General features: G+C 73.2%; 19 protein-coding genes and 1 pseudogene. 9 read left to right on the forward strand and 11 right to left on the reverse strand.

All coding sequences use genetic code 11. The features are described from left to right. The first annotated feature begins 83 nt into the window (after positions 1-83). From RIN75_RS14615 to RIN75_RS14630, 4 genes and pseudogenes are all read left to right on the forward strand, one after another. Positions 84-539, forward strand: a complete 456-nt coding sequence (locus tag RIN75_RS14615) for a YbaB/EbfC family nucleoid-associated protein (protein ID WP_309112441.1) — start codon at positions 84-86, stop codon at positions 537-539. Then, positions 536-844 carry a hypothetical protein gene (locus RIN75_RS14620; protein WP_309112442.1) on the forward strand — a complete coding sequence of 103 codons (309 nt, stop codon included), beginning with the start codon at positions 536-538 and terminating at the stop codon, positions 842-844. Before RIN75_RS14615 ends, RIN75_RS14620 begins: the two co-directional genes overlap by 4 nt. Positions 845-855: 11 nt before the next feature. Beyond that, complete coding sequence (locus RIN75_RS14625) at positions 856-3,549, forward strand: TNT domain-containing protein (RefSeq protein WP_309112443.1); 2,694 nt, start codon at positions 856-858, stop codon at positions 3,547-3,549. Continuing rightward, a pseudogene (locus tag RIN75_RS14630) lies at positions 3,546-3,794 on the forward strand (hypothetical protein); the annotation flags it as partial. The gene RIN75_RS14625 and the pseudogene RIN75_RS14630, both read left to right, overlap by 4 nt. Before the next feature lie 151 nt (positions 3,795-3,945). On the opposite strand, the gene RIN75_RS14635 reads toward RIN75_RS14630, so the two are convergent. The 8 genes from RIN75_RS14635 to RIN75_RS14670 form a co-directional block, all read right to left on the reverse strand. Beyond that, positions 3,946-5,220, reverse strand: a complete 1,275-nt coding sequence (locus RIN75_RS14635; protein ID WP_309112444.1) for an ATP-binding protein — start codon at positions 5,218-5,220, stop codon at positions 3,946-3,948. Continuing rightward, positions 5,220-5,891, reverse strand: a complete 672-nt coding sequence (locus RIN75_RS14640) for a response regulator transcription factor (protein WP_309112445.1) — start codon at positions 5,889-5,891, stop codon at positions 5,220-5,222. The genes RIN75_RS14635 and RIN75_RS14640 overlap by 1 nt, the downstream gene beginning before the upstream one ends. Positions 5,892-6,145: 254 nt before the next feature. Next, positions 6,146-7,414 carry an amidohydrolase gene (locus tag RIN75_RS14645; RefSeq protein ID WP_309112446.1) on the reverse strand — a complete coding sequence of 423 codons (1,269 nt, stop codon included), beginning with the start codon at positions 7,412-7,414 and terminating at the stop codon, positions 6,146-6,148. Then, entirely contained in the window at positions 7,411-8,577 is a 1,167-nt protein-coding gene (locus tag RIN75_RS14650; RefSeq protein WP_309112447.1) for a M20 family metallopeptidase, read from the reverse strand. The genes RIN75_RS14645 and RIN75_RS14650 overlap by 4 nt, the downstream gene beginning before the upstream one ends. Before the next feature lie 267 nt (positions 8,578-8,844). After that, positions 8,845-9,129 carry a hypothetical protein gene (locus tag RIN75_RS14655; RefSeq protein ID WP_309112448.1) on the reverse strand — a complete coding sequence of 95 codons (285 nt, stop codon included), beginning with the start codon at positions 9,127-9,129 and terminating at the stop codon, positions 8,845-8,847. Positions 9,130-9,160: 31 nt separating this feature from the next. After that, positions 9,161-10,174, reverse strand: a complete 1,014-nt coding sequence (gene meaB / locus RIN75_RS14660; RefSeq protein WP_309112449.1) for a methylmalonyl Co-A mutase-associated GTPase MeaB — start codon at positions 10,172-10,174, stop codon at positions 9,161-9,163. Continuing rightward, positions 10,167-12,338: a methylmalonyl-CoA mutase gene (gene scpA, locus RIN75_RS14665; RefSeq protein ID WP_309112450.1), complete on the reverse strand. Its 2,172-nt coding sequence runs from the start codon at positions 12,336-12,338 to the stop codon at positions 10,167-10,169. The genes meaB and scpA overlap by 8 nt, the downstream gene beginning before the upstream one ends. Then, entirely contained in the window at positions 12,335-14,104 is a 1,770-nt protein-coding gene (locus tag RIN75_RS14670) for a methylmalonyl-CoA mutase family protein (RefSeq protein ID WP_309112518.1), read from the reverse strand. The genes scpA and RIN75_RS14670 overlap by 4 nt, the downstream gene beginning before the upstream one ends. Before the next feature lie 122 nt (positions 14,105-14,226). On the opposite strand from RIN75_RS14670, the gene RIN75_RS14675 reads away from it, so the two are divergent. From RIN75_RS14675 to RIN75_RS14685, 3 genes are all read left to right on the forward strand, one after another. Then, a complete protein-coding gene (locus RIN75_RS14675) occupies positions 14,227-15,864 on the forward strand; it encodes a serine/threonine-protein kinase (protein WP_375295956.1) in 1,638 nt (545 codons plus the stop codon). 946 nt (positions 15,865-16,810) lie between these two features. Further along, a complete protein-coding gene (locus RIN75_RS14680; RefSeq protein ID WP_309112452.1) occupies positions 16,811-17,626 on the forward strand; it encodes a purine-nucleoside phosphorylase in 816 nt (271 codons plus the stop codon). Beyond that, positions 17,623-19,239, forward strand: a complete 1,617-nt coding sequence (locus RIN75_RS14685; protein WP_309112453.1) for a phospho-sugar mutase — start codon at positions 17,623-17,625, stop codon at positions 19,237-19,239. Before RIN75_RS14680 ends, RIN75_RS14685 begins: the two co-directional genes overlap by 4 nt. Here the strand turns inward: RIN75_RS14685 and RIN75_RS14690 are convergent. After that, positions 19,229-19,528: a hypothetical protein gene (locus RIN75_RS14690; protein WP_309112454.1), complete on the reverse strand. Its 300-nt coding sequence runs from the start codon at positions 19,526-19,528 to the stop codon at positions 19,229-19,231. The two genes, RIN75_RS14685 and RIN75_RS14690, sit on opposite strands and share 11 nt — an antisense overlap. 272 nt (positions 19,529-19,800) lie before the next feature. On the opposite strand from RIN75_RS14690, the gene RIN75_RS14695 reads away from it, so the two are divergent. Together RIN75_RS14695 and RIN75_RS14700 are read left to right on the forward strand one after the other, a co-directional pair. Continuing rightward, positions 19,801-20,253 (forward strand): NAD(P)H-dependent oxidoreductase, encoded by a 453-nt coding sequence (locus tag RIN75_RS14695; RefSeq protein WP_309112455.1) that lies wholly within the window; start codon positions 19,801-19,803, stop codon positions 20,251-20,253. 5 nt (positions 20,254-20,258) lie between these two features. After that, positions 20,259-20,813, forward strand: coding sequence for an alpha/beta hydrolase (locus RIN75_RS14700; protein WP_309112456.1), 555 nt, complete (start codon positions 20,259-20,261; stop codon positions 20,811-20,813). Here the strand turns inward: RIN75_RS14700 and RIN75_RS14705 are convergent. Together RIN75_RS14705 and RIN75_RS14710 are read right to left on the reverse strand one after the other, a co-directional pair. Next, on the reverse strand, positions 20,775-21,242 hold the full coding sequence (locus tag RIN75_RS14705) for an aldo/keto reductase (RefSeq protein ID WP_309112457.1): 468 nt from the start codon (positions 21,240-21,242) through the stop codon (positions 20,775-20,777). The genes RIN75_RS14700 and RIN75_RS14705 overlap by 39 nt on opposite strands. 402 nt (positions 21,243-21,644) lie before the next feature. After that, a complete protein-coding gene (locus RIN75_RS14710; protein ID WP_309112519.1) occupies positions 21,645-22,550 on the reverse strand; it encodes an aldo/keto reductase in 906 nt (301 codons plus the stop codon). Between the last annotated feature and the right edge of the window lie 22 nt (positions 22,551-22,572).

Genomic DNA, 22,572 nt, shown 5'->3' on the forward strand with positions numbered 1-22,572 from the left:
GGGGCGGGAACCGCGGTAGGGGTCGTAACGTCCAACGCGCGACCGACGACCATGCCCGGCGACGGCGCAGACCGGAGGTGGCCGTGACGACCGATCACCGAGCCCAGGTGGACGAACTGCTGGCGGACTACCGCCGCAGCCGGGACCAGCTCGCGTCCGTGCAGCGCGACCTCGCGAAGGTGAGCGCGTCCGCGACCAGCCCGGACGGCTCGGTCACCGCGATCGTCGGCGCCCAGGGCACGCTGACCGACCTGGAGCTGACCGACGCCGCCTACCGGATGCGGCCCGCCCAGCTCGCCCAGGTGATCGTGCGGACGACCCAGGACGCCGCCGCCCAGGCCGCCGAGCGGGCCTACCGGGCGATGGCCCCGGTGCTGCCCGCCGGGACCGACCCCGAAGCCCTCCTGCGCGGCACCGCCGACCTCCGCCCGGAGGAGATCGCGCCGCCCGCGCCCAAGCGGCCCCGGGTCGTCGAGGACGACGAGGACTTCGAGCAGCGCGACTGGCTGAACGTCGAGCACACCGGGGGACCGAGATGAGCGGTTTCGAGACCGACCTCGCCAAGCTGACCGCCGGCGCCGGCGACTTCGGCGCGTTCGCCGAGCGGGCCGGCACGATCTTCGGCGACCTGGGCGGCCTGCTCGACTCGTTCGGCGCCTGCTGGGGCGCCGACGCCATCGGGCAGAGCTTCGCCTCCTCGCACGTCCAGCCGGCCGGCGACGCCCTGAGCCGCCTCGGCGACCTCGGGCGCGAGTTCACGGGCATCGGCGAACGCCTCACCGAGACCGCCCGCACCTACCGCGCGGCGGAAGACGGCACCAGCACCTCCTTCGGCGCGATCTAAAGGGGCAGGGCATGGGCATCGAGCTGCCGGCCGAACTGGCCGAGGTCGCCGCCAAGGCGGGCGTGACCTGGCCGCAGGCCGACGAGGACGCGCTGCGCTCCTCCGCGACCGCGTGGCGGGAGGCCGGCACCAGGCTCTCCGCGCTGGCCGGCGAGTCCGACGGCGCGGCGTCCCGGGCGCTGACCGGCCTGACCGGCGAAGCCGGCGACGCGGCCCGCCGCCACTGGACGGCGTTCACCGGCCCGGACGGCAAGCTCGACCAGGCCGTCCGGGGCTGCAACGCCGCCGCCGACCGGTTGGACCACGCGGCCCAGCAGGTCGGCGCGGCCAAGGTCGAACTGGTGCGGGAACTGGTCAACCTGGCCAAGAACAACGACGCCGCCAACCAGGCCGCCGCCGCGGGTCACCCGACCGCGTTGCTGGGGCTGGACACGGCGGTGCGGGGTGCGGCGGCCAACGTGGCGCACCTGACGGACACGCTGACCAACGCGGTGCGGCTGGACAGCGGGGTCCAGATCGGTGGTCGGCCGCTGCTGGACGTGAACCCCGGCGTGCACGGCCCTTCCGGTGACGCACCGGCCGGTCCCGGTGGCCCTTCCGACGGTCGCGGCACGGGCGCTCCCGGCGCTCAGCCCGGCGCTCAACCGGGTGCCGGCGGCCAGCCCGGTGGCTTGCTGGGCGGCGGTGGTCCGCTGGGCGGCGGTGGACTGCTCGGCGGACAGCCCGGCCAGGGTGGTCTGCTGGGCGGCGTCCTCGACGGCGGCCAGAGCCAGGCTCCGGCCGGTCAACCGGGTGGCCACGGCCAGCCGGGTCAGGGCGGTCAGGGCGGTGGGCTCCTCGGCCGGGTGGTCGAGACGGTCGCGGCGCCCGTGGCGGGGGTCGTGAACCCGGTGCTCGACACGACCGGCCAGGTCGTGCAGGGCGCGGTGGAGGTCGTCGGCGACACCGCCCAGGGCGCGACGGACACGGTCGGCCGGACCGTGCAGGGCGTGGCGGACGTGCTGCCCGGCGGTCCTCCCGGCCAGGACGGTCCCCACGGCAACGACGGCCGGCACGGCGGTCCGCACGGCCGCACCGACGCCCCGGGACGCCCGCAGGCGGCTCCCGGCCTGGTGGAGCAGATCGTCTCGCCGGTGCTCGGCAACGGCCCGGCCCAGCCGGTCGTGGAAACGGTCGGCCGCGCGGCGGACACCGTGACGCAGTCGGCGGCGGTGGTCATGGACCGGCCCTTGCTGCCCACGGACACCCCGCACGGACCTGCCCAGCCCGCGGCCCAGGCACCCGGCACGCCCCAGGGACCCGGTGTCGGTGGTCCCGGTGGTGGCCTCGGCGGCGGTCTTGGCGGCCCGAGCGGTGGTCTTGGCGGCCCTGGCCTTGGTGGCGTGAGCGGTGGCGGTGCGTCCGCGCCGGCGGCTGGTGCGGCGGCGAGTGGTGCGGCGGCCGCGGCCCAGTCCACGGCGGCTGCCCAGGGGCAGGCGCAGGGCGCGGCGGCGCAGCAGGCGGCACGCGCGGGCCAGGTCACCGGCCAGCCGGCGGCCACGGCCGGCCAGGCCGGTGCGGCTTCAGGTTCCGCTCCCGGTGCGGCTTCAGGTTCCGCTTCGGGTTCGGCGTCCGGTGCCGCTCAAGGGGGTTCGGCCCAGGCGGGGCAGAGCGCCAACCAGGGCCAGACCACACCGCAGAACCAGAACCAGAGCCCGCAGGGCAACCAGAGCCAGAACCAGTCCGGGCAGAACCAGTCGGGGCAGTCGGGACAGGCGAAGGACGCTGCCGCCGCCAAGGACCCGGTCAAGGACGCCGCGAAGGCCGCCGAACAGGCCGCCTACGGGCTCGCCGTCCTCCCCCTGGCCCGCGACGTCCTGGTGCGCGGCGGCCAGGCGCAGGGCTTCCTGCCGGGCTGGGTGCCCGGCCAGGCGGCGACCGGCGCCCCCGCCCAGGGGTACGTCGGCACCGGCCAGGGCTACCCGGCCGGCGGGTTCGGCTCGATGTCCGGCGTGCTGGGGACGGGTCCGGCGGTGTCGATGGAACTGCCCGGCGCACCGCAGAAGCCCGCGCAGACCGCCGAGCCCAGCGACGAGTCGGTCGCGCTGTTCCTGCTGCACATGTTCCCCGGCGGCACCCTGCCGCCCGCCCGGCGCACCCCCGCGCGCCAGTTGCCGACCCCGTCCGAGGAGCAGGAGTTCGCCTCGGGCCTGCGGTTCGAGCCGCAGGGGCACCCCGACGGCGACCTGGTCGACGCGTCCGCGCGGCCGCTGCCGAGGTTCGTCCACGGTCCGGCCGGCGAGCCCGACCCGGCGCTCCTCGACGGCCACGACCCCCAGGCCGGCATGCACGAACGCGACTGGGACCGGCGGTTCCTCGTCCGCGCCGACCCGCCGGAGTACGCGTGGCCGCCCGGCGAGCTGTTCCCCGAGGGCGGGTACGAGGCGGGTCAGCCCGGCGTGCTGGCGGAGGGCGTCGAGCTGGACCGGTTCGGCACGCCCGAGGGCCGGGTGCTGTCCGAGCTGGGCACGCCGTTCGCCGAGCGGTCCCTGCCGCCCGCCGCGCTGGACGCCGGCTACCACCGCTACCGGGTGGTCCGCGAGCTGCCGGTGTGGTTCACGCTGTCCGCCGAGTGGTTCGGGCAGCCCGGCGGCGGGGTGCGGTACCGGACGACCTACCCGGTGGCCGAACTGGTCGCCCTCGGGTACCTGGAGGAGGTTCGATGAACGCCGAGTCCATCCAGGGCTGGCTGCTGGCCGTGGGCGTGCCCGCGGAGGTCGTGTCGATCGGGGCCGAGGCGGACAACACGTGGTGCCTGGTCCGCGACGACGAGGGCTTCGAGGTCTTCTGGCGCGAGCAGGGCAACCGCTACGACTGGGCCCGCTTCACCAGCGAGGACGTGGCCTGCCACTACCTGTTCGGCCGCCTGGTGTGGGCGCAGGTCGTGCGCGGCGCGGTCGGCCTCCTCCCCCAACCCGAGCAACCGCAGCAGCCGGAGAACGCGGAACAGGCAGCCGACCAGACCCAACCGGTCCCGGCCGCCACCGCCTCCGGCACCCCCACCGACCCACCGGCCGGCGAACCCGCCACCGGGTCGTGAGGTCGGTCCGCCAACGGGGCCGCTACCGGGGCGTGGGATCCGACCGCCAGGTCACGCTCACCACGTCGTCGGCCTTGGGCACCGGCAGGTAGACGGCGAACGTCGCGGGCCGGGCGGTGGACAGTTCGAGCCGCCCGCCGTCCGCGTCCACGAGCGCCCGCGCCAGCGCCAGGCCCACGCCGGTCGACCCGCCGCCCGAGACACCGCGCTCGAAGATGTGCCCGGCCAGCTCGTCCGGCACGCCCACGCCGCCGTCGGCGACCTCGACCACCACGGTCCCCTCGTCCCGGCGCGCGGACACGACGACCTGGCCCTCGCCGTGCCGCAGGGCGTTGTCCAACAACACCCCGATCGCCTCCCGCAACCGGGCCGGGGTCGCCCGCGCCAACAACCCCTCCGGCACCCGGACCCGCAGAGCACGGCCCTTGCCCCGCAACGGCTCCCGCCACTCCTCGGCGATCTCGGTCAACGCGGCCCGCAGGTCCAGCGGCTCCGCGCCCACGGCCCGCGCCGCGCGTGCCGCCGCCAGCAGCTCGTTGAGCACCTCGGCCAGCCGCTCCGCCTGCTCCAGGGCGGCCCGCGCCTCCGACGCGGTGTCCGGCTCCGGGTGCTCCGCCAACCCCTCCAACCGCAGCTGCAACGCCGTCAGCCGGCTGCGGAGCTGGTGCGACACGTCGCCGACCAGCTCCCGCTCCCGCTGCACCAGCAGCGCCAACGCCCCGGCGGACCGGTCCAGCGCCTCGGCCACCAGGTCCAGCTCCTCCACCCCGTGGCGCCGGTCGTCGCGCCGGAAGTCACCCGCGCCCAGCCGGGCGGCCCGCACCGCCACGTGCCGCAGGGGCGCGGCGAGCTTGCGCGCGGTGACCGTGGCGACGACCGTCCCGGTGCCCACCGACAGCACCACGAGCAGCACGACCAGCGCCGCGACCTGGTACTGGGAGGTGTGCATCGGCCCCGACGGGATCTCCAGCCGCACGGTCCCCTGCTGGGCGATCGGGATCTCCACCGACAACGGGTCCGCCCCCGGCGAGGCCCCCAACTCCTTGCGCCCGCTCGACGACGTCACCACCAGGTGACCGCCCTCGGGCACACCCACCTCGACGGGCCCCAGGTCGATCGGCAGGCCGGTGGCGATTTGGTCGTCGATGGTCGCGGCGATCCGCTGCGCCCGCACCGACAGGTCACCGCGCGCGCCGTCCTCCACCAGCCGCAGGGCGGTGTAGCCGAGGGGGATGCCGAGCGCGAACCCGGTGACGGCGACGGCGAGCAGGATGGCCCGCAGTATGCGGCGGCGCATCAGTCAGCGGTGTTGAACCGGAACCCGACACCGCGCACGGTCGCGATCCGCCGCTCGACGGACCGCACGTCCCCGAGCTTCCGCCGCAGCCACGACATGTGCATGTCGAGGGTTTTGCTGCTCTTGAGTTCCGGGTCGTTCCAGACCTCGGAGAGGATCTCGTCCCGGTGCACGACCTGCCCGGCGCGTTGGATCAGCACGCGCAGCAGTTCGAACTCCTTGTTCGCCAACTGCACCTCCTGCCCGTCCACCGTGACCCGGCGCGCCGCGAGGTCCATCCGCACCCCGTTGACCTCCAACGTCCCGGGCGCACGGCGGCGCAGGAGTGCCCGGATCCGAGCCATCAACTCGGCCAACCGGAACGGCTTGGCCACGTAGTCGTCCGCGCCCGCGTCCAGCCCGACGACGAAGTCGACCTCGTCGGACCGCGCGGTGAGCATCAGCACGGGCACCCCGCGCCCCCCGGCCCGCAACCGGCGGCACACCTCGAGCCCGTCCATCCCCGGCAACCCGAGGTCGAGCACGAGCAGGTCGACCCCACCGTGCGCGGTCGCCTCCAACGCCCCAGGCCCGTCCCCCACGACCTGCACCTGGTACCCCTCCCGCTGGAGGGCCCGCGACAACGGATCCGCGATAGCCGGATCGTCCTCCGCCAACAAGACCACGCTCACGCACCCAGCGTAGGCGCACCCGGCCGACCGGAACCCACCCCGGCCACCAGCCCCGCACGACGTTTTTCGGCGCGCAGCGCCGGGAGCGGGCCGCCGAGGCCACAGCGCCACCCGGGCTTCTTCGCTTGTGTCCAGGCCCGGAGGCCTCCAAGCCGGCTTTTGATCTTGAGAGCGCGAAGCGCGTTCGGCTCCAGAGCGCGAAGCGCGTTCGGCTCCAGAGCGCGAAGCGCGTTCCATTTGGGAGCGAAGCGCGGTCAGGCCAGGGCGGCGAGGGCGGCGTGGACCATGACGCGGACGCCGACGAGCAGGGCGCGCTCGTCGAGGTCGAAGCCGGGCTGGTGCAGGTCCCGCTGCTTCTCCACGCCGTTCCACACGCCGAGCCGAGCAAAAGACCCCGGCACGTGCTCCAGGTACCAGCCGAAGTCCTCACCGCCCGACGACTGCTCGGTGCCGGCCAGCGCGTCCTCGCCCAGTGCCGCCTCGATGCCGGCCCGGAGCAGCATGGTCGACTCGCGGTCGTTCACCACCGGGGGAACGCCCCGCCTGTGGTGCAAGTCGAACCCGACACCCGTCGGGGCCAGCAGAGCCCCGGTCAACTCCTTGATCAACGGCTCCAGCTCGGCCCAGATGTCCCGGTCACCGGTCCGCAGCGTCCCCCGCAGCACCCCGTCCTGCGGCACCGCGTTCGCGGCCTCGCCGGCGTGCACCGCGCCCCAGACCAGCACAGTCCCCGAACGAGGGTCGACACGACGGGACAGGAGGGTCGGCAGGCCGGTGATCACCGTGCCCAGCGCGTGCACCAGGTCCGCCGTCAGGTGCGGGCGGGAGGTGTGGCCGCCGGGCGAGGTCAGGCGCAGTTCGAGCAGGTCGCTGGCGGAGGTGATGGCGCCGATCCGGGTGCCGATGCGGCCGACCGGCAACCTCGGGTCGCAGTGCAGGCCGAAGATGCGCTCCACACCATCGAGACCACCGGCCGCCAGCACGTCCAGCGCCCCACCGGGCATGACCTCCTCGGCCGGCTGGAAGACCAAGCGCACCCGACCGGGGAGTTCCGTCGCCGAAGCCAGCGCCAAAGCGGCACCCAACAAAATCGTCGTGTGGGCGTCGTGCCCACACGCGTGCGCGACTCCGTCCACTGTGGACGAGTACGGGGCGCCGGTGTTCTCGGTGACCGGGAGGGCGTCGATGTCGGCGCGCAGGGCCACGCACCGCGGACCGCTGCCGACGTCGCACACCAGGCCGGTGCCGCCGGGCAGGACGCGGGGCTTGAGGCCGGCCGACCGGAGGACGTCCGAGATCAGCTCGGTGGTGGCGAACTCCTTGCGGGACAGTTCCGGGTGGGCGTGGATGTGGCGGCGCCAGGCCACCACCTCGGACGCGTTGGCGGTCAGCCAGTCGTCCAGCCACGAGGGGCCGCGCCCCGCTCCCGGATCTTCCACAGGGGCAATGCTCACCCCGCGTTCCGTCAACAGCACCTCGGAGCCCTCCTCACCCGACGGCAGGCGCGAGTCGAGGACCGTCATGCCGCACCACCCACGAGCCGGGCACGCTGCGCGTCGTCGGACGCGGCGGCGATGGTTGTCCAGGCCAGGGCGAGTGCTCCGTCGAGCACGGCTCGGTCGGCCGAAGCCGAGGCACAGGCGGTCTCGAACTCGATTTGGTGGTTCACCGCGTCTCCGCAGTCGATGGCGATGGTGGGGTGGATGGCCGGCAGCGCCCTGGTGATGTTGCCCATGTCGGTGCTGCCGATCTTGCGGCCGCGCTCTTCCTCCGCGCTGAGCGGCGAGCGGCCGAGGGAGGTGACCGCGCGCCGGTAGGCGTCGGCCAGCCAGGGGTCCGGGGTGAGTTCGGCGTAGACCGGCGAGACCTTGACGACCTCGTGGGTGCAGCCGGTGGCCAGGGCGCCCGCCTCGAAGCAGCGGTTGATGCGCTGCTCCAGGCGGTGCAGGGACTCGATGTCCTCCGCGCGCAGGTCGAACATGGCCGACGTGCGGTCGGGGATGACGTTGGGGACGGTGCCGCCGCGCGTGACGATGCCGCTGACCATCTGGCCGGGCTCCAGGTGCTGGCGGGCCAGGCCGATGGCGACCTGGGCGACGGTGATCGCGTCGGCGGCGTTCACGCCCAGGTGGGGCGCGGCGGCGGCGTGCGACGGCTTGCCCGAGTAGTGGACCTCGACGTCGGTGATGGCCAGCGACCGGGCGGCGATGGCCTCGTAGGGCGCGGGGTGGACCATCATCGACAGGGACACGTCGTCGAAGACGCCGCGTTCCAGCATGAGGACCTTGCCGCCGCCGACCTCCTCGGCGGGCGTTCCGATCACCCGGACGGTGAGGCCCAGTTCGTCGGCCACGTCCCGCAGCGCGAGGGCGGCCCCGGCGGACGCGGCGGCGATGACGTTGTGTCCGCAAGCATGTCCGACCTCGGGCAGCGCGTCGTACTCCGCGCACAGGCCCAGGACGAGGTCGCCGGAGCCGAACGAGGCGGTGAACGCGGTCTCCAGATCGGCCACGCCGCGCTCGACCTCGAAGCCCTCGGCGGCCAGCAGGTCGGCCACCTTGGCCGCGCTGCGGTGCTCGGCGAAGGCCAACTCGGGCTCGGCGTGGATGCTGCGCGACAGTCCTACCAGCGCATTCGAGTACCGCTCGACGGCCGAGCGCGTTCTCACCTCGAAGTCGGTACCCATTTGCGTCCATCCTGCATCACGGTTCGACACGCCGTGCGCCGACGACGTTGATCAACGCCGGCCGGTCGCGCGGCTGCGCCAAGCGGTGCGCGAGTTTCGGTCAGACCGATCAAGTCCGCGCAGGCGCTCCTACGGCAGGAGACCATATAACGACCGCCGCGTCCCATCTAATGGGATACAGCCCCACGCCGGCAGCCTGCGACCGGACCGCGACCCGACCCCCAGGCAGTCAGGTCCCGCGCCGTTCGGCGGCCGGACGACGAGCGGTCAGCCCTTCTTGGCCTTCCGCCACTTGTCCCACCGCTTCTTGTTACGCCAATAAACGAGGGCGAACAGGACCAGCGCGATACCACCGATCCACAACTTCCTGCGCGTCTCGGGGTTCACGCCGGTGTCCGGCTGCTGCGGCGCGTTGATGTCCGGCCCAGGTGAGACCGTGTCGGTCGGCTGGACGGCGGCGACGTGCACGTGGTCTGTGGCGTTCGCCACTCCCGTCACGGTGAAGGCGCCGGCCAGCACGAGGAGGCACACCGCGAGCACAGATCGCCACATGGTCACCAAGACTAGCCGATGGTTACCTCGGTCAGCGGTCGTCCAAACCGGTGCCTGTCTCACGCCCGGTGAACGCGGCAAGGATGCGTTCCGCGGCCAGGGTGGCCGTCAGCTCCCCGTCGCGCACCTGCCGCTCCAGCTCCGGCACCAGCGCCTTCACCGCCGGGTTCGTGCGCAGACCGGTCAGCAGCTGGTCGTTGACCATGGCCCACGTCCACTCGACCTGCTGGCGCCGGCGCCGCTCGGCCAGCTCTCCGGCGTCCCGCAGCGCGGCCTGGTGCTTGACGATCTGCTGCCAGACCGTGTCCAGCCCCGCCCCGGTGAGCCCGCTGCACGTCAGCACCGGCGGGTTCCACACCGCGTCCGGCGCGCGCAGCAACCGCAGCGCGCCCGCCAGCTCCCGGGCCGCCTTGCGGGCGTCCTGCTCGAACGGCCCGTCCGCCTTGTTCACCGCGATCACGTCGGCCAGCTCCAGCACGCCCTTCTTGATGCCCTGGAGCTGGTCGCCGGTGCGCGCGAGGGTCAGGAACAGCGAGCAGTCGGTCATGTTGGCCACGGCCACCTCGGACTGGCCCACGCCGACCGTCTCCACCAGGACCACGTCGAACCCGGCCGCCTCGACCAGCACGATCGTCTCGCGGGTCGCCTTGGCGACGCCGCCGAGCGTCCCGGAGGTCGGGGACGGCCGGATGAACGCCGCCGGGTCCACCGCCAGCCGCGCCATGCGGGTCTTGTCGCCCAGGATCGACCCGCCGGTCCGGGTGGACGACGGGTCCACCGCCAGCACCGCGACCCGGTGGCCCTGCTCGGTCAGCATCGACCCGAACGCGTCGATGAACGTCGACTTGCCCACGCCAGGCACGCCCGTGATGCCGATCCGGTGCGCGCCGCCGGAGTGCGGCAGCAGCTCCACCAGCAGCTCCTGCGCGAGCCGCCGGTGGTCCGCGCGGGTCGACTCGACCAGCGTGATGGCCCGCGCGAGCGTGCTCCGGTCGCCTGCGAGCACGCCCTTCGCGTACTCGCCGACGTCGGGCGTCCTAGGCATGCCCGAGCTGCGCGGACAGCTTCTTCAGCAGGTCACCGGCCGCGTCGGCGATGACCGTGCCGGGCGGGAAGATCGCCGCCGCGCCCGCCGCGCGCAGGTCGTCGAAGTCCTGCGGCGGGATGACGCCGCCGACCACGATCATGATGTCCTCGCGGCCCAGCTCGGCCAGCGCCGAGCGCAGCGCGGGCACCAGCGTGAGGTGCCCGGCGGCCAGCGAGGACACGCCGACGATGTGGACGTCCGCCTCGACGGCCTGGCGGGCGACCTCGTCCGGCGTCTGGAACAGCGGGCCGACGTCCACGTCGAAGCCGAGGTCGGCGAACGCGGTCGCGATCACCTTCTGGCCCCGGTCGTGGCCGTCCTGGCCCATCTTGGCGACCAGGATGCGCGGGCGGCGGCCTTCGGCCTCCGCGAACTCGTCGACCACCCGCCGGGTCGCGTCGACGTTGGACACCGAACCGACCTCCTCCCGGTAGACGCCGGTGATCGTGCGGATCTGCGCCGAGTGCCGGCCCCACACCTTGCCCAGGGCCTCGGAGATCTCGCCGACGGTGGCCTTGGCGCGGGCCGCGTCGACGGCCAGCTCCAGCAGGTTGCCGTCACCCGAAGCCGCGTAGGTCAGGGCGTCGAGCGCACTGTCCACAGCGGACTGGTCGCGTTCTTCCCGCAGGCGCTGGAGCTTCGCCAGCTGCTGGGCGCGCACGCCGGCGTTGTCGACCTTGAGCACCTCGATCTGCTCGTCGAACTCCACCTGGTACTTGTTCACGCCGATCACCGGCTGGCGGCCGGAGTCGATGCGGGCCTGGGTGCGGGCCGCGGCCTCCTCGATGCGCAGCTTCGGGATGCCCGCGTCGATCGCCTGCGCCATGCCGCCCGCGGCCTCGACCTCGGTGATGTGCGCCCACGCGCGGTGCGCGAGGTCGTGGGTCAGGCGCTCGACGAACGCGCTGCCGCCCCACGGGTCGATCACCCGGGTGGTGCCGGACTCCTGCTGGAGCAGCAGCTGGGTGTTGCGGGCGATGCGCGCGGAGAAGTCCGTCGGCAGGGCCAGCGCCTCGTCCAGCGCGTTGGTGTGCAGGGACTGGGTGTGGCCCTGGGTGGCGGCCATCGCCTCCACGCACGTGCGGGCCACGTTGTTGAACACGTCCTGCGCGGTCAGCGACCAGCCCGAGGTCTGGCAGTGCGTGCGCAGGCTCAGCGACTTCGGCGACTTCGGGTCGAAACCCTTGACCAGCTTCGCCCACAGCAGGCGGGCGGCCCGCATCTTGGCCACTTCCATGAAGAAGTTCATGCCGATGGCCCAGAAGAACGACAGGCGCGGGGCGAACGCGTCGATGTCCAGACCCGCGTCCCGGCCCGCCCGCAGGTACTCGACACCGTCCGCGAGCGTGTAGGCCAGCTCCAGGTCGGCCGTCGCGCCGGCCTCCTGCATGTGGTAGCCGGAGATGGAGATGGAGTTGAACTTCGGCATGTTCCGCGAGGTGAACGCGAAGATGTCCGAGATGATCCGCATCGACGGCTGCGGCGGGTAGATGTAGGTGTTGCGGACCATGAACTCCTTGAGGATGTCGTTCTGGATGGTCCCCGCGAGCTGGTCCGGCGTCACCCCCTGCTCCTCCGCCGCCACGACGTAGAGCGCGAGCACCGGCAGCACCGCGCCGTTCATCGTCATGGACACCGACATCTTGTCCAGCGGGATGCCGTCGAAGAGCTGGCGCATGTCGTAGATCGAGTCGATCGCCACGCCCGCCATGCCGACGTCGCCGGCCACGCGCGGGTGGTCGGAGTCGTAGCCGCGGTGGGTGGCCAGGTCGAACGCGACCGACAGGCCCTTCTGGCCGGCCGCGAGGTTGCGGCGGTAGAAGGCGTTGGACTCCTCGGCCGTGGAGAAGCCCGCGTACTGGCGGATGGTCCACGGCTGGTTGACGTACATCGTCGGGTACGGGCCGCGCAGGAACGGCGCGATGCCCGGGTAGGTGGCGAGGAAGTCCAGGCCCTCGGTGTCGGCGGCGGTGTAGACGGGCTTGACGCCGATGCCCTCGGGCGTCTCCCACACCAGCGCGTCCGGGCCCTTGCCGGTGGTCTGGTGCAGCGCCTCCTGCCACTGCTCGGCGGTGGCCGCGGTCGGCTCGCCCAGCTCGACGTCGGCGAAGTTCGGGATCATCGCTGTACTCCGAGGAACTCGAAGGTGTGCTCCAGCACCCGCAGCGCCGGACAACCGGTGTAGACGTACTCGTCGATGGTGGCGTCGGACTTCTTGCCCGCCAGGAGTACCCGTTCGGCACCCGCTTCGCGCAGGGCGTCGGCGACCGGGGCGGCCAGTTCGGCGTAGCTGGTCTCGCTGCCCGCCAGGCAGGCGATCCGGGCACCCGACTTCCGGAAGGCCTCGACCACGTCCTCGACGGTCTTGGTCGCGCCCGCGGCCGGGGTCTCGATGCCGCCGGCCTGGAACAGGTTCGCGGCGAACGTGGCGCGCGCGGTGTGCGCGGCGACCGGGCCCAGCGTGGCCAGGAAGACCTTCGGGCGTTCCGGCGCGGCGTCGGCGGCGTCCCGCAGCGCTTCGTAGGCTTGCGCGTACCGGATGCGCGGGAGGCCGCCGGACGGCTCCTCCGGGGCTTTCTCGCGCTTGACGGGCTGCTCGGTGAGGTTCGGGAACTCGCTGACGCCGGTGATGGCGTCGGTGCGGTCGGCCAGGTTCTCGGACCGCTTCGCCCAGGTCTCGGCGATCTTGCCGGCCACCAGCGGGAACGCGTTCGGCAGGCCGCCCGCGGCCTCGATCTCGCGGAACCACGCCCAGGCGGCGTGCGCCAGGTCGTCGGTCAGCTTCTCCACGTACCAGGAGCCGCCGGCCGGGTCGATCACGCCCGCCACCCGCGACTCCTCCAGCAGCAGCGACTGGGTGTTGCGGGCGATGCGGCGGGCGAAGTCGTCGGGCAGGCCGATCGCGTGGTCGAACGGCAGCACGGTCACCGAGTCCGCGCCGCCCACGCCCGCGCCGAACGCGGCCACCGTGGTGCGCAGCATGTTCACCCACGGGTCGCGGCGGGTCATCATCGCCGGCGAGGTGACCGCGTGCTGGACCTGCGGGGCAGGCGCGCCCGTGACTTCGGTGACCCGCGCCCACAGCCGGCGCGCGGCCCGGAACTTGGCGATGGTGAGGAACTGGTCGGCGGTGGCCGCGTACCGGAACTCCAGCAGCCGCACGGCGTTCTGCGGCGAGAGGCCGAGGTCGGTCAGCACCCGCAGGTAGGCCACGCCCGCCGCGAGCGAAGCGCCAAGCTCCTGCGCGTCCGAGCCGCCGGCCTCGTGGAACGGCAGGCCGTCGACCACGACCACGCGCAGCTCGGGGAAGTTCTCGGCCTTCTCGACCAGGTCCTTCAGGGCTTTCAGATCCGCTTGCTGACCGGTGCGGGCCTGGACGCCGATCGGGTCCGCGCCGACGTTGCCCCGGACCTGACTGGCCAGCACCGGGCGCTGGTCCCAGATCCGCAGCATCTCCAGGCCGGTGGCCCGGAAGTCCGCGCCACCGTCCACGACGACCGGCGCGAGGTCGAGGTAGACCTCGGCGAGGACGTCGTCCAGCTCGTCCTTCGGGGTCTTGAGCCAGAGGGACGTGACGCCGTTCTCCAGGTCGGCCATGACCGCGTTGCGGTCGGCCACCCGGTGCAGCTGCCGGACGTCCCAGCCCTCGACCGCGCCCTGCGGCTTGCCGCCCCGGGTGAACGGGGCCAGGCCGGGGAAACCGGCGGCGGGCGCGGTGTCGTCGGCGGTGTAGAGGGGTTGGAGGCGGATGCCGTCGTAGGTCGTGGTCACCAGGGACTCGAACTCCGCGCCCGACTTGCGGAGCACGCCCTGGACCAGTTCCAGCCACTGCTCCCGGTCGGGTGCAGAAAATTCGGCGGCCAGCGCCAGTTCGCCAGTCGGCTCCATCATGCTCCGCAGTGTTACTCAGCAGTAGTTCGGCGGCTATGTGAGGTTCACCGCCGTGACCGATGCAGTCGTGTCTACCAGTGCCTCCTTGAGCCTGTCTTGCGCGGTGAACAATGTGCTTCGTGGAAACCGAGCGCCTGATCGCCGGCCGCTACCGCCTGCACCACGTCCTGGGCCGCGGCTCCATGGGCACCGTGTGGGCCGCGCACGACGAGGTGCTGCGCCGGGACGTCGCGGTGAAGGAGGTCCTGGTGCCGCCGGGCACCCCGGAGACCGAGGCGGAGTTGCTGCGGGAACGCACACTGCGGGAGGCGCGCTCGGTCGCGCAATTGGCTCACCCGAACGTGGTGACGCTTTATGACGTTCAGCAGGTCGACGGCGACCCGTACGTGGTGATGGAACTGGTGCCGTCGGAATCGCTGGCGGATGTGGTGCGGCGGCGGGGTCCGCTTTCGGCGGTTCAGGGTGCCGTGGTCGCCGATGCGGTGGCTGCGGCTTTGGAGGCCGCGCACCGGGCGGGGATCACGCACCGGGACGTGAAGCCGGGCAACGTGCTGGTGGCCGACGACGGGCGGGTGAAGCTCACCGACTTCGGCATCGCGCGCAACGTCGCCGAGGCCACCTTGACCAGTCGTGGGATCACCCTGGGGACGCCGGCGTTCATCGCGCCGGAGGTGGCGGCCGGGGGTGCCGTGTCGCCGGCGGCGGACCAGTGGTCGTTGGGTGCTTCGCTGTTCGCGGCGATGACCGGGCAGCAGCCGTACGAGGGCGCGAACGTGCTGCAGACCATCAACCAGGTGGTGCACGGGGAGGTCCCGTCGGCGGCGGTGTGCGGTGAGTTGGCGCCCGTGGTGGCGGGTTTGATGACCAAGGACCCGGCGGCGCGGATGCCGTTGTCCGAGGTCCGCCGCTTCGTGCGGCCGTTGCTGCCGGAGCCGGGCACCGACGTGTTCCCGGCGTCGGACGAAACCCGCCCGGTGGTGGAGATCGTCCGCCCGCCGGTGGTGAAGACCCCGGTGCCCGGCGACACCCCGTTGGCCGCCGACCCCGGGCCCCTGCCGTTCACCCACACCCTGCCGAGGCCGTCGCCGTTCTGGGTGGTGGGGGTGTTCGCGGTGGTGTTGTTCCTGGTCGGGGGCAGTGCGGGGTTCGCGATCACGCGGACCCTGGCCGGCGCGTCGCTGCTGCCGCCGCCGGAGGTGCCGGGGCCGTCGCTGCCGGCGATCTCGTCGACGGTGTCGCTGCGGCCCACCACCGCGTCGGCGGCGACGGCGAAGGGCGAGCAGGGGGCGGAGTTCACGATCGAGGTCGGGGCGGACTGGACGAGTTTCCTGGAGCAGCGCACGAACAGGGGGCTGGTGCCGAGCACGGTCGTGCACCTGGTGGCACCGACCGGGGTTTACGAGGTGAGTGTCCAGCGGTTCCCGGACTTCTACCCGCGGCGGAAGATCGAGAACTACCTGGAGCTGGTGCGGTCGCGGTGGGGGGAGGACATGTACTTCGGCGAGGTGATCGAACAGGCGGAGCCGTTGCCGGTCGGGGGGCCGGAGCCGGCGGTGCAGTTCAGCTACCGGACGGTGGAGCGGGCGACCGTGCCCGGGGGGCGGGAGGAGCCGTTGCGGCGGTCCCGGTACTCGCGGGTGTTGCCGCGGGGGACGGACCTGTGGGTGGTGGAGGTCGTGTTCCCGACGGAGCAGGAGGAGACGGGCCGGGACACCCTGTTCAACCCGATCGCCCAAACCTTCACCGTGACCTCCTGACCCACGCCACCCCACCCCCACTCACACACCACCACCCACCAGCCACACCCCACACCCACACAACACCGCCCACCGCACGCCACCCGCCCAGCGCCACCCACCCCACACCGCCCACCCCACACCGCCCACTCAGCACCGCCCACTCAGCACCGCCCACTCAGCACCGCCCACTCAGCACCGCCCACTCAGCACCGCCCACCCCACACCGCCCACCCCACACCGCCCACCCCACACCGCCCGCTCAGCGCCCCCGCCCTACGCCCCCCGCCCAACGCCCCCCGCCGGCGGGTTGAACACGTTCGTGCAGCTAAAATTTTCAGTTGACTGAAGTAAAATTTTCTGCCCTCCAGGCCAACCCACACCCAGCCATCCCGCCGCCCAACCCAGACACCGCTGGCCCGCCGCGCACGCCGCCGAGCCTCGCCCGCCTCCGCCACCCGCGCAGCCCGCCCACCAACCCGCCGCCCGCCGGCCCGACCCCGCCGGCCACCCGGCGCCGCGCGCCCAGCCAGCGCCGCTTCCGAACCCGCCACGCACCGGCCACAGCGCCGCCAGCCGACCCGCCGCCCGCCGCCCGCCCAACCCAGCCAGCCAACCCGCCGCCCAGCCCAGCCCAGCCAGCCAACCCGCCGCCCAGCCCAGCCCAGCCAGCCAACCCGCCGCCCAGCCCAGCCAGCCACCCGCCAGCCGCCAGCCGAGCCCTGCCAGCCCGGCCGCACCCGCCACCCGGCGCCGCCCGCCGACCCGCCGCCCGCCAGCCCAGCGCCGCCAGCCGGCCCAGCCACACCCCGCCCAAGCCCCATGGTGTCGTTGCCCAACCCGCCGCACATGTCATCGCTGCGAGCGGACGAAGCCATCGTCGCCCTCCGATCAGCCCCCTCCCCGGTCCAGCCGGGTGCGCGGGTGTGTGGCGGCAGGTGCTGTGGCGGGCTATTAGGCTCGCGGCGTGACCGCCATCAGTGAAGACCTCACCGGAGACAGCGCCCTGGAGCAGCACGCCGCCGCCGTGCTCGCCGAGAGGACCGGGGTGGCTCGGCACGACATCGCCGTCGTGCTCGGGTCCGGGTGGCGGCCGGCCGCCGACCTCATCGGCGAGCCCGCCGCCGAGGTGCCCATGGGTGACCTGCCCGGGTTCGAGAAGCCGACCGCGTTCGGGCACGGCGGCACGGTCCGCTCCGTGCCGGTCGGTGAGAAGAACGTCCTCGTCCTCCTCGGGCGCACGCACGGCTACGAGGGCAAGGGCGTCGGCAAGGTCGTCCACGGCGTGCGCACCGCCGCCGCGGCCGGTGTCCGGTCGGTCATCCTCACCAACGCCGCCGGCGGGTTGCGGGAGGGCATGTTCGTCGGGCAGCCCGTGCTGATCAGCGACCACCTCAACCTGACCGCCGCGTCACCGCTGGTCGGGGCCCGGTTCGTGGACCTCACCGACCTCTACTCCGCCCGCCTGCGGGACATCGCCCGCGAGATCGACCCCTCGCTGGAAGAGGGCGTCTACGCGGGCCTGCCGGGTCCGCACTTCGAGACGCCGGCCGAGATCCGGATGCTGCGCACGCTCGGGGCCGACCTGGTCGGCATGTCCACCGTCCTGGAGGCCATCGCCGCGCGGGCCGAGGGCGTGGAGGTGTTCGGGTTGTCGCTGGTGACGAACCTCGCCGCGGGCATCACCGGCGAGCCGCTGAACCACGAGGAAGTGCTGGAGGCCGGCGCCGCCGCCGCCAGCCGGATGGGCACGCTGCTGCGCGAGCTGGTGGCCCACGCATGACGCTGACCCCGGCGCTGCGCGACGCCGCGTTCCGGTGGATCGCCGACGACCCCTCCCCCGACACGCGCGCCGAACTCCAGGGCGTGCTGGCGCGGGCGATGGGCGGCGAGCCGGGCGCGGTCGAGGACCTGGCCGACCGGATGGCCGGGACGCTCACGTTCGGCACGGCCGGTCTGCGCGGACCCGTGCGGGCCGGGTCGAACGGGATGAACCGGGCGGTGGTGATCCGGACCACGGCCGGGCTCGCCGCCTGGCTGCGGGCGAAGGGGCACGACGGCACGGTGTTCGTCGGCCGGGACGCCCGCCACGGGTCGGAGGAGTTCGCCGAGGCCGCGGCGGGTGTGCTGGCGGGCGCCGGGTTCACGGTGCGGGTGCTGCCCGGGCCGCTGCCGACGCCGGTGCTGGCGTTCCTGGTGCGCAAGCACGGCGCGGTCGCCGGGGTGCAGATCACCGCCTCGCACAACCCGCCCGCGGACAACGGCTACAAGCTCTACCTCGCCGGCGGCGGCCAGATCGTGCCGCCCGCCGACCGCGAGATCGAGGCCGCGATCGCGGCGGTGCCGGCGGCCGTGTCGGTGCCGTTGTCGAAGGACTACCTGCCGGTCTCGGACGCGGACGTCGACGAGTACCTGGAGCGGGTCGCGTCGCTGCCGCGCGGCACGGCCCGGGACGTCAAGGTCGTGCTGACCCCGATGCACGGCGTGGGCGGGCAGTTCGCCGTGGAGGCCCTGCGCCGCGCCGGGTTCACCGACGTGCGGGTGGTGCGGTCGCAGGCCGTGCCGGACCCGGACTTCCCGACCGTCGCGTTCCCCAACCCCGAGGAGCCGGGCGCGGCGGACGAGCTGCTCAAGCTCGCCGCCGAGGAGGACGCGGACCTGGCCGTCGCGCTGGACCCGGACGCCGACCGGTGTGCCCTGGGCGTGCGGGAGCGGGACGGGTCGTGGCGGATGCTGCGCGGCGACGAGACCGGCGTCCTGCTCGGCTCCCTCGTCCTGTCCACTGTGGACACCCCGGATCCCTTGGTGGCCACGACGATCGTGTCCTCGTCCCTGCTCAAGTCGATCGCGGCCTCGTACGGCGCGCGGTACGCGGAGACGTTGACCGGCTTCAAGTGGCTGGTGCGCGCGGGCGAAGGGCTGGTGTTCGCGTACGAGGAGGCGCTGGGCAACTGCGTCGACCCGCAGTACGTCAACGACAAGGACGGCATCTCGGCGGCCGTGCTGGCGTGCGACCTCGCGGCGGGGCTGAAGTCGTCCGGGCGGACCCTGTTGGACGCGCTGGACCAGCTCGCGCTCGACCACGGCCTGCACCTGACCGACCAGGTGTCGTTGCGGTTCACCGACCTGAGCCGGATCGGCGCGCTGATGGCCCGTTTGCGCGCGAACCCGCCCGAGGGTTTCGCGTTCGAGGACCTGCTGCCGGACGCCGATGTCGTGCGGCTGACCGCCGAGGGCGTGCGGGTGGTCGTGCGGCCGTCCGGCACGGAGCCGAAGCTGAAGGCCTACCTGGAGGTCGTCGAACCGGTGTCCGGCGACTTGGCCGCGGCACGGGCGCGCGGTGCGGACCGCTTGGCCGAGTTGCGCGCCCGGGTCTCGGAACTGCTCACACCATAAGGGCGATCAGCAGGCACAGGATCGCGACGACGAGGGACACGCCCGCCACCACGTACGGCCGCTTGGTCGGCGGGCTGACCCGGTTCTGGGTGAACGCGGAGACGGCGATCCGCCCGGCGATGTAGCTGACGGTGCTCAGCGCGACACCGAGCGCGAGGATCATCGTGTTGACGTCCCACGGGCTGTGGTCGACCCCCGGCCACAGCGCGATGAACACCAACGGCAACCCGATGAGCCCGACCCCGACCGCGACCCCACCACCCCACGTGATCTTCCGGTTCCGGCTCATCGTGGCGATGCTACGAGTGTCCATTTCTCCCTCCCGGTCACCTATGGAGACGCGCGACGCCGTTGTCGGTTCCACGTCCCACGCTATCGGGTCGGTACGACGGTGCCGGCTGTGGACTACGACGGGCCGTGCCGGCGGGTCTCCAGCGGCTGTTCGACATCGACGTCCGGGCGACCCCTGTTCGGGAGCACGGCGTGGACGACAACCCGGTCCGGAGGGCTACGAGTACGACTGGTGAGGCGCCCGGGAGCGTGGGCCGGCAGGCTGGCCGGGTGCCGAGGTTGCTGATCGTCCACCACACGCCGTCGCCGGGGATGCAGGAGCTGTTCGAGGCCGTGGTGAAGGGGGCCACCGATCCGGAGATCGTCGGGGTCGAGGTGGTGCGGGTGCCGGCGTTGTCGGCGGGGGTTTCGGATGTGCTGGCGGCGGACGGGTTCGTGTTGGGCACGCCGGCCAACATCGGGTACATCAGCGGGGCGTTGAAGCACTTCTTCGACACCGTGTACTACCCGTGCCTCGACGCCACGCGCGGGCGGCCGTTCGGGGCGTACGTGCACGGCAACCAGGGCACCGAGGGCGCGGTGAAGGCGATCCGGGACATCACCGGTGGGCTGGGGTGGAAGGCGGTCGTGGAGACCGTCGAGGTGATGGGCGGGCCGGACAAGGGTGCGTTGGAGCGGTGCTGGGAGTTGGGGGCGACGGTCGCCGCGTCCCTGATGGAATGAGCCCCATGACGGTGGTTTTCGTGGACGGCTGGTTCGGGCCCGACCCGGGTGACTGGCAGGAGCTGTGGGGGCTCGACCTGGCCGGCTCCCGACGGGTGGTGCAGGACGACTGGGACACGCCGCAGCGGGAGCTGTGGGTGGAGCGGTTGGACGAGGTGCTGGCCGAGTCGTCGTCGCCGGTGCTGGTCGCGCACAGCCTGGGCACGTTGACCGTCGCGCATTGGGTCGCGGGTGGTGGGCGGCGGCCGGTGAAGGGGGCGTTGCTGGTCACGCCGGCCGACGTCGAGCGCAATCCGGATCCGGCGATCCGGGGGTTCGCGCCGATCCCCCGTTCCGCGTTCCCGTTCCCGACGATCGTGGCCGCGAGTCGCACGGATCGGTGGATGACGCCCGAGCGTGCGCAGGAGTTCGCGGATGCGTGGGGTGCCAAGCTGGTCGACGTCGGGCCGGTCGGGCACCTGACCGTGGCCGAGGGGCCTGGTTCCCTGGCCTGCCGGTCGGGCGCTCTTGGAGGAGTTGCTTTAGGGGATCAGGGCGAGCTGCTCCGGGGTCGGTTGTAGTGATGCGGCGGCGAGGTTTGCGTGCAGGTACTTGACCCTCTTGGTGGCGGGGATTGGTACCGCGCCCTGGTGGTGCACCCGGGCGAGGGCGACCTGGGCTGGTGAGACGTCGTGCCGGGCGGCGATGGCCCGGAGTGCCTCGGTGGTGGGGTCGGGGTGGGTGGGTTCGGTCGGGCGGAGGTCGCGGGCGATGAGTTCGTGGTCGGCGGGCGGGATGTCGAGGAGGGTCACGCCGAGGTCGAGCGCCCGGTGGAGCGTGCGGACCGCCTCGGGGTCGCTGCCCGCCCCGATCGCCTCCCGTCGGCCGCCTCCCCCGGTCGCGCCGCCGCCAGTCGCCGCGCCCGCATAGCCGCCCGCGCCACCCGCGTAACCGCCCGCGCCACCCGCGTAACCGCCAGCGCCACCCGCGTAACCGCCAGCGCCACCCACGTGACCGCCCGCCCCGCCCGCATAGCCGCCTGCGCCACCCGCATGGCCACCCGCCCCGGTCGCATGACCGCCGGCACCACCCGCGTGACCGCCAGCGCAGCCCACATGTCCACCAGCGCCACCCGCATCGCCGCCAGCGCCACCCGCGCCGCTCGCATGGCCGCCGGCCGCGGTCGCGCCTGTATGGCCGCCGGCCCCGGTCGTCGCGCCATGTCCGCCGGTGCCAGTCGCACCTGCGTGTCCGCCGGCGTCGCTCGCGCCAGCGCGGCCGCCCGCGCCGCTCGCGCGGGCGTGGCCTCCGGCCCCCGTCTCCATTGTCCCAGGGGGGACCGACGAATTTGTGTGCAGGCCTTGGGCACCGACCTCCAGGGTGCCCAGGTGGCGGGTGTTCATTTCCTCGGGTCAGCGGTTGGAGAGGCGGAGCATTTCGGGTGGGTAGCGGTCGCCCGCTGGAGCGGGGGTGGCGGCCTCGATGGCCTTCAGGTCGTCGGCGGACAGGGTGATGTTTGCCGCGGCGGCGTTTTCCTCCAGGTACTTCACGCGTTTGGTGCCCGGGATGGGGACGACGTGGTCGCCCTGGTGGTGCACCCACGCCAATGCCAGTTGGCCGGGGGTGACGCCGCGATCCGCAGCCAGCGAGCGGAGGGCTTCGACGATTCGGAGGTTGTGGTCGTAGTTGTCGGCGGTGAAGCGGGGCATGGTGCGGCGGGCGTCGTCGTCGCCCAGGTCTTCTCGCTTGACCTGGCCGGTCAGGAAGCCGCGGCCGAGCGGGGAGAACGGGACGATGCCGATGCCCAGCTCCCGGCACGTCGGGACGGCCGTCTCCTCGATGTCCCGCGACCACAGCGACCACTCGCTCTGCAACGCCGTGATCGGGTGCACCGCGTGCGCCCGCCGGATCGTCGCCGCGCTCGCCTCGGACAGGCCCAGGTGCCGGACCTTGCCCTCCGCCACCAACTCCGCCATCGCGCCGACGGTCTCCTCGATCGGAACGGTCGGGTCCACGCGGTGCTGGTAGTACAGGTCGATGTGGTCGACGCCCAGGCGCCGCAGGGACGCCTCGCACGCCTGCCGCACGTAGGCCGCGTCGCCGCGCGGGCGGCGGTCCGGGTCGGCCAGGGAGAACTTCGTGGCCAGCACCGCCTGGTCGCGGCGGTCCCGCAGGGCGCGCCCGAGGAGTTCCTCGTTGGTGAACGGGCCGTAGACGTCCGCGGTGTCCAGCAGCGTCACACCCAGCTCCAACGCGCGGTGGACGGTGCGGATCGACTCGGCCTCGTCGCCGGGGCCGTAGGACTGGCTCATCCCCATGCAGCCCAAGCCCTGCGGCCCG

This window comes from Saccharothrix sp. (assembly GCF_031180885.1).
Lineage (GTDB): Bacteria > Actinomycetota > Actinomycetes > Mycobacteriales > Pseudonocardiaceae > Actinosynnema.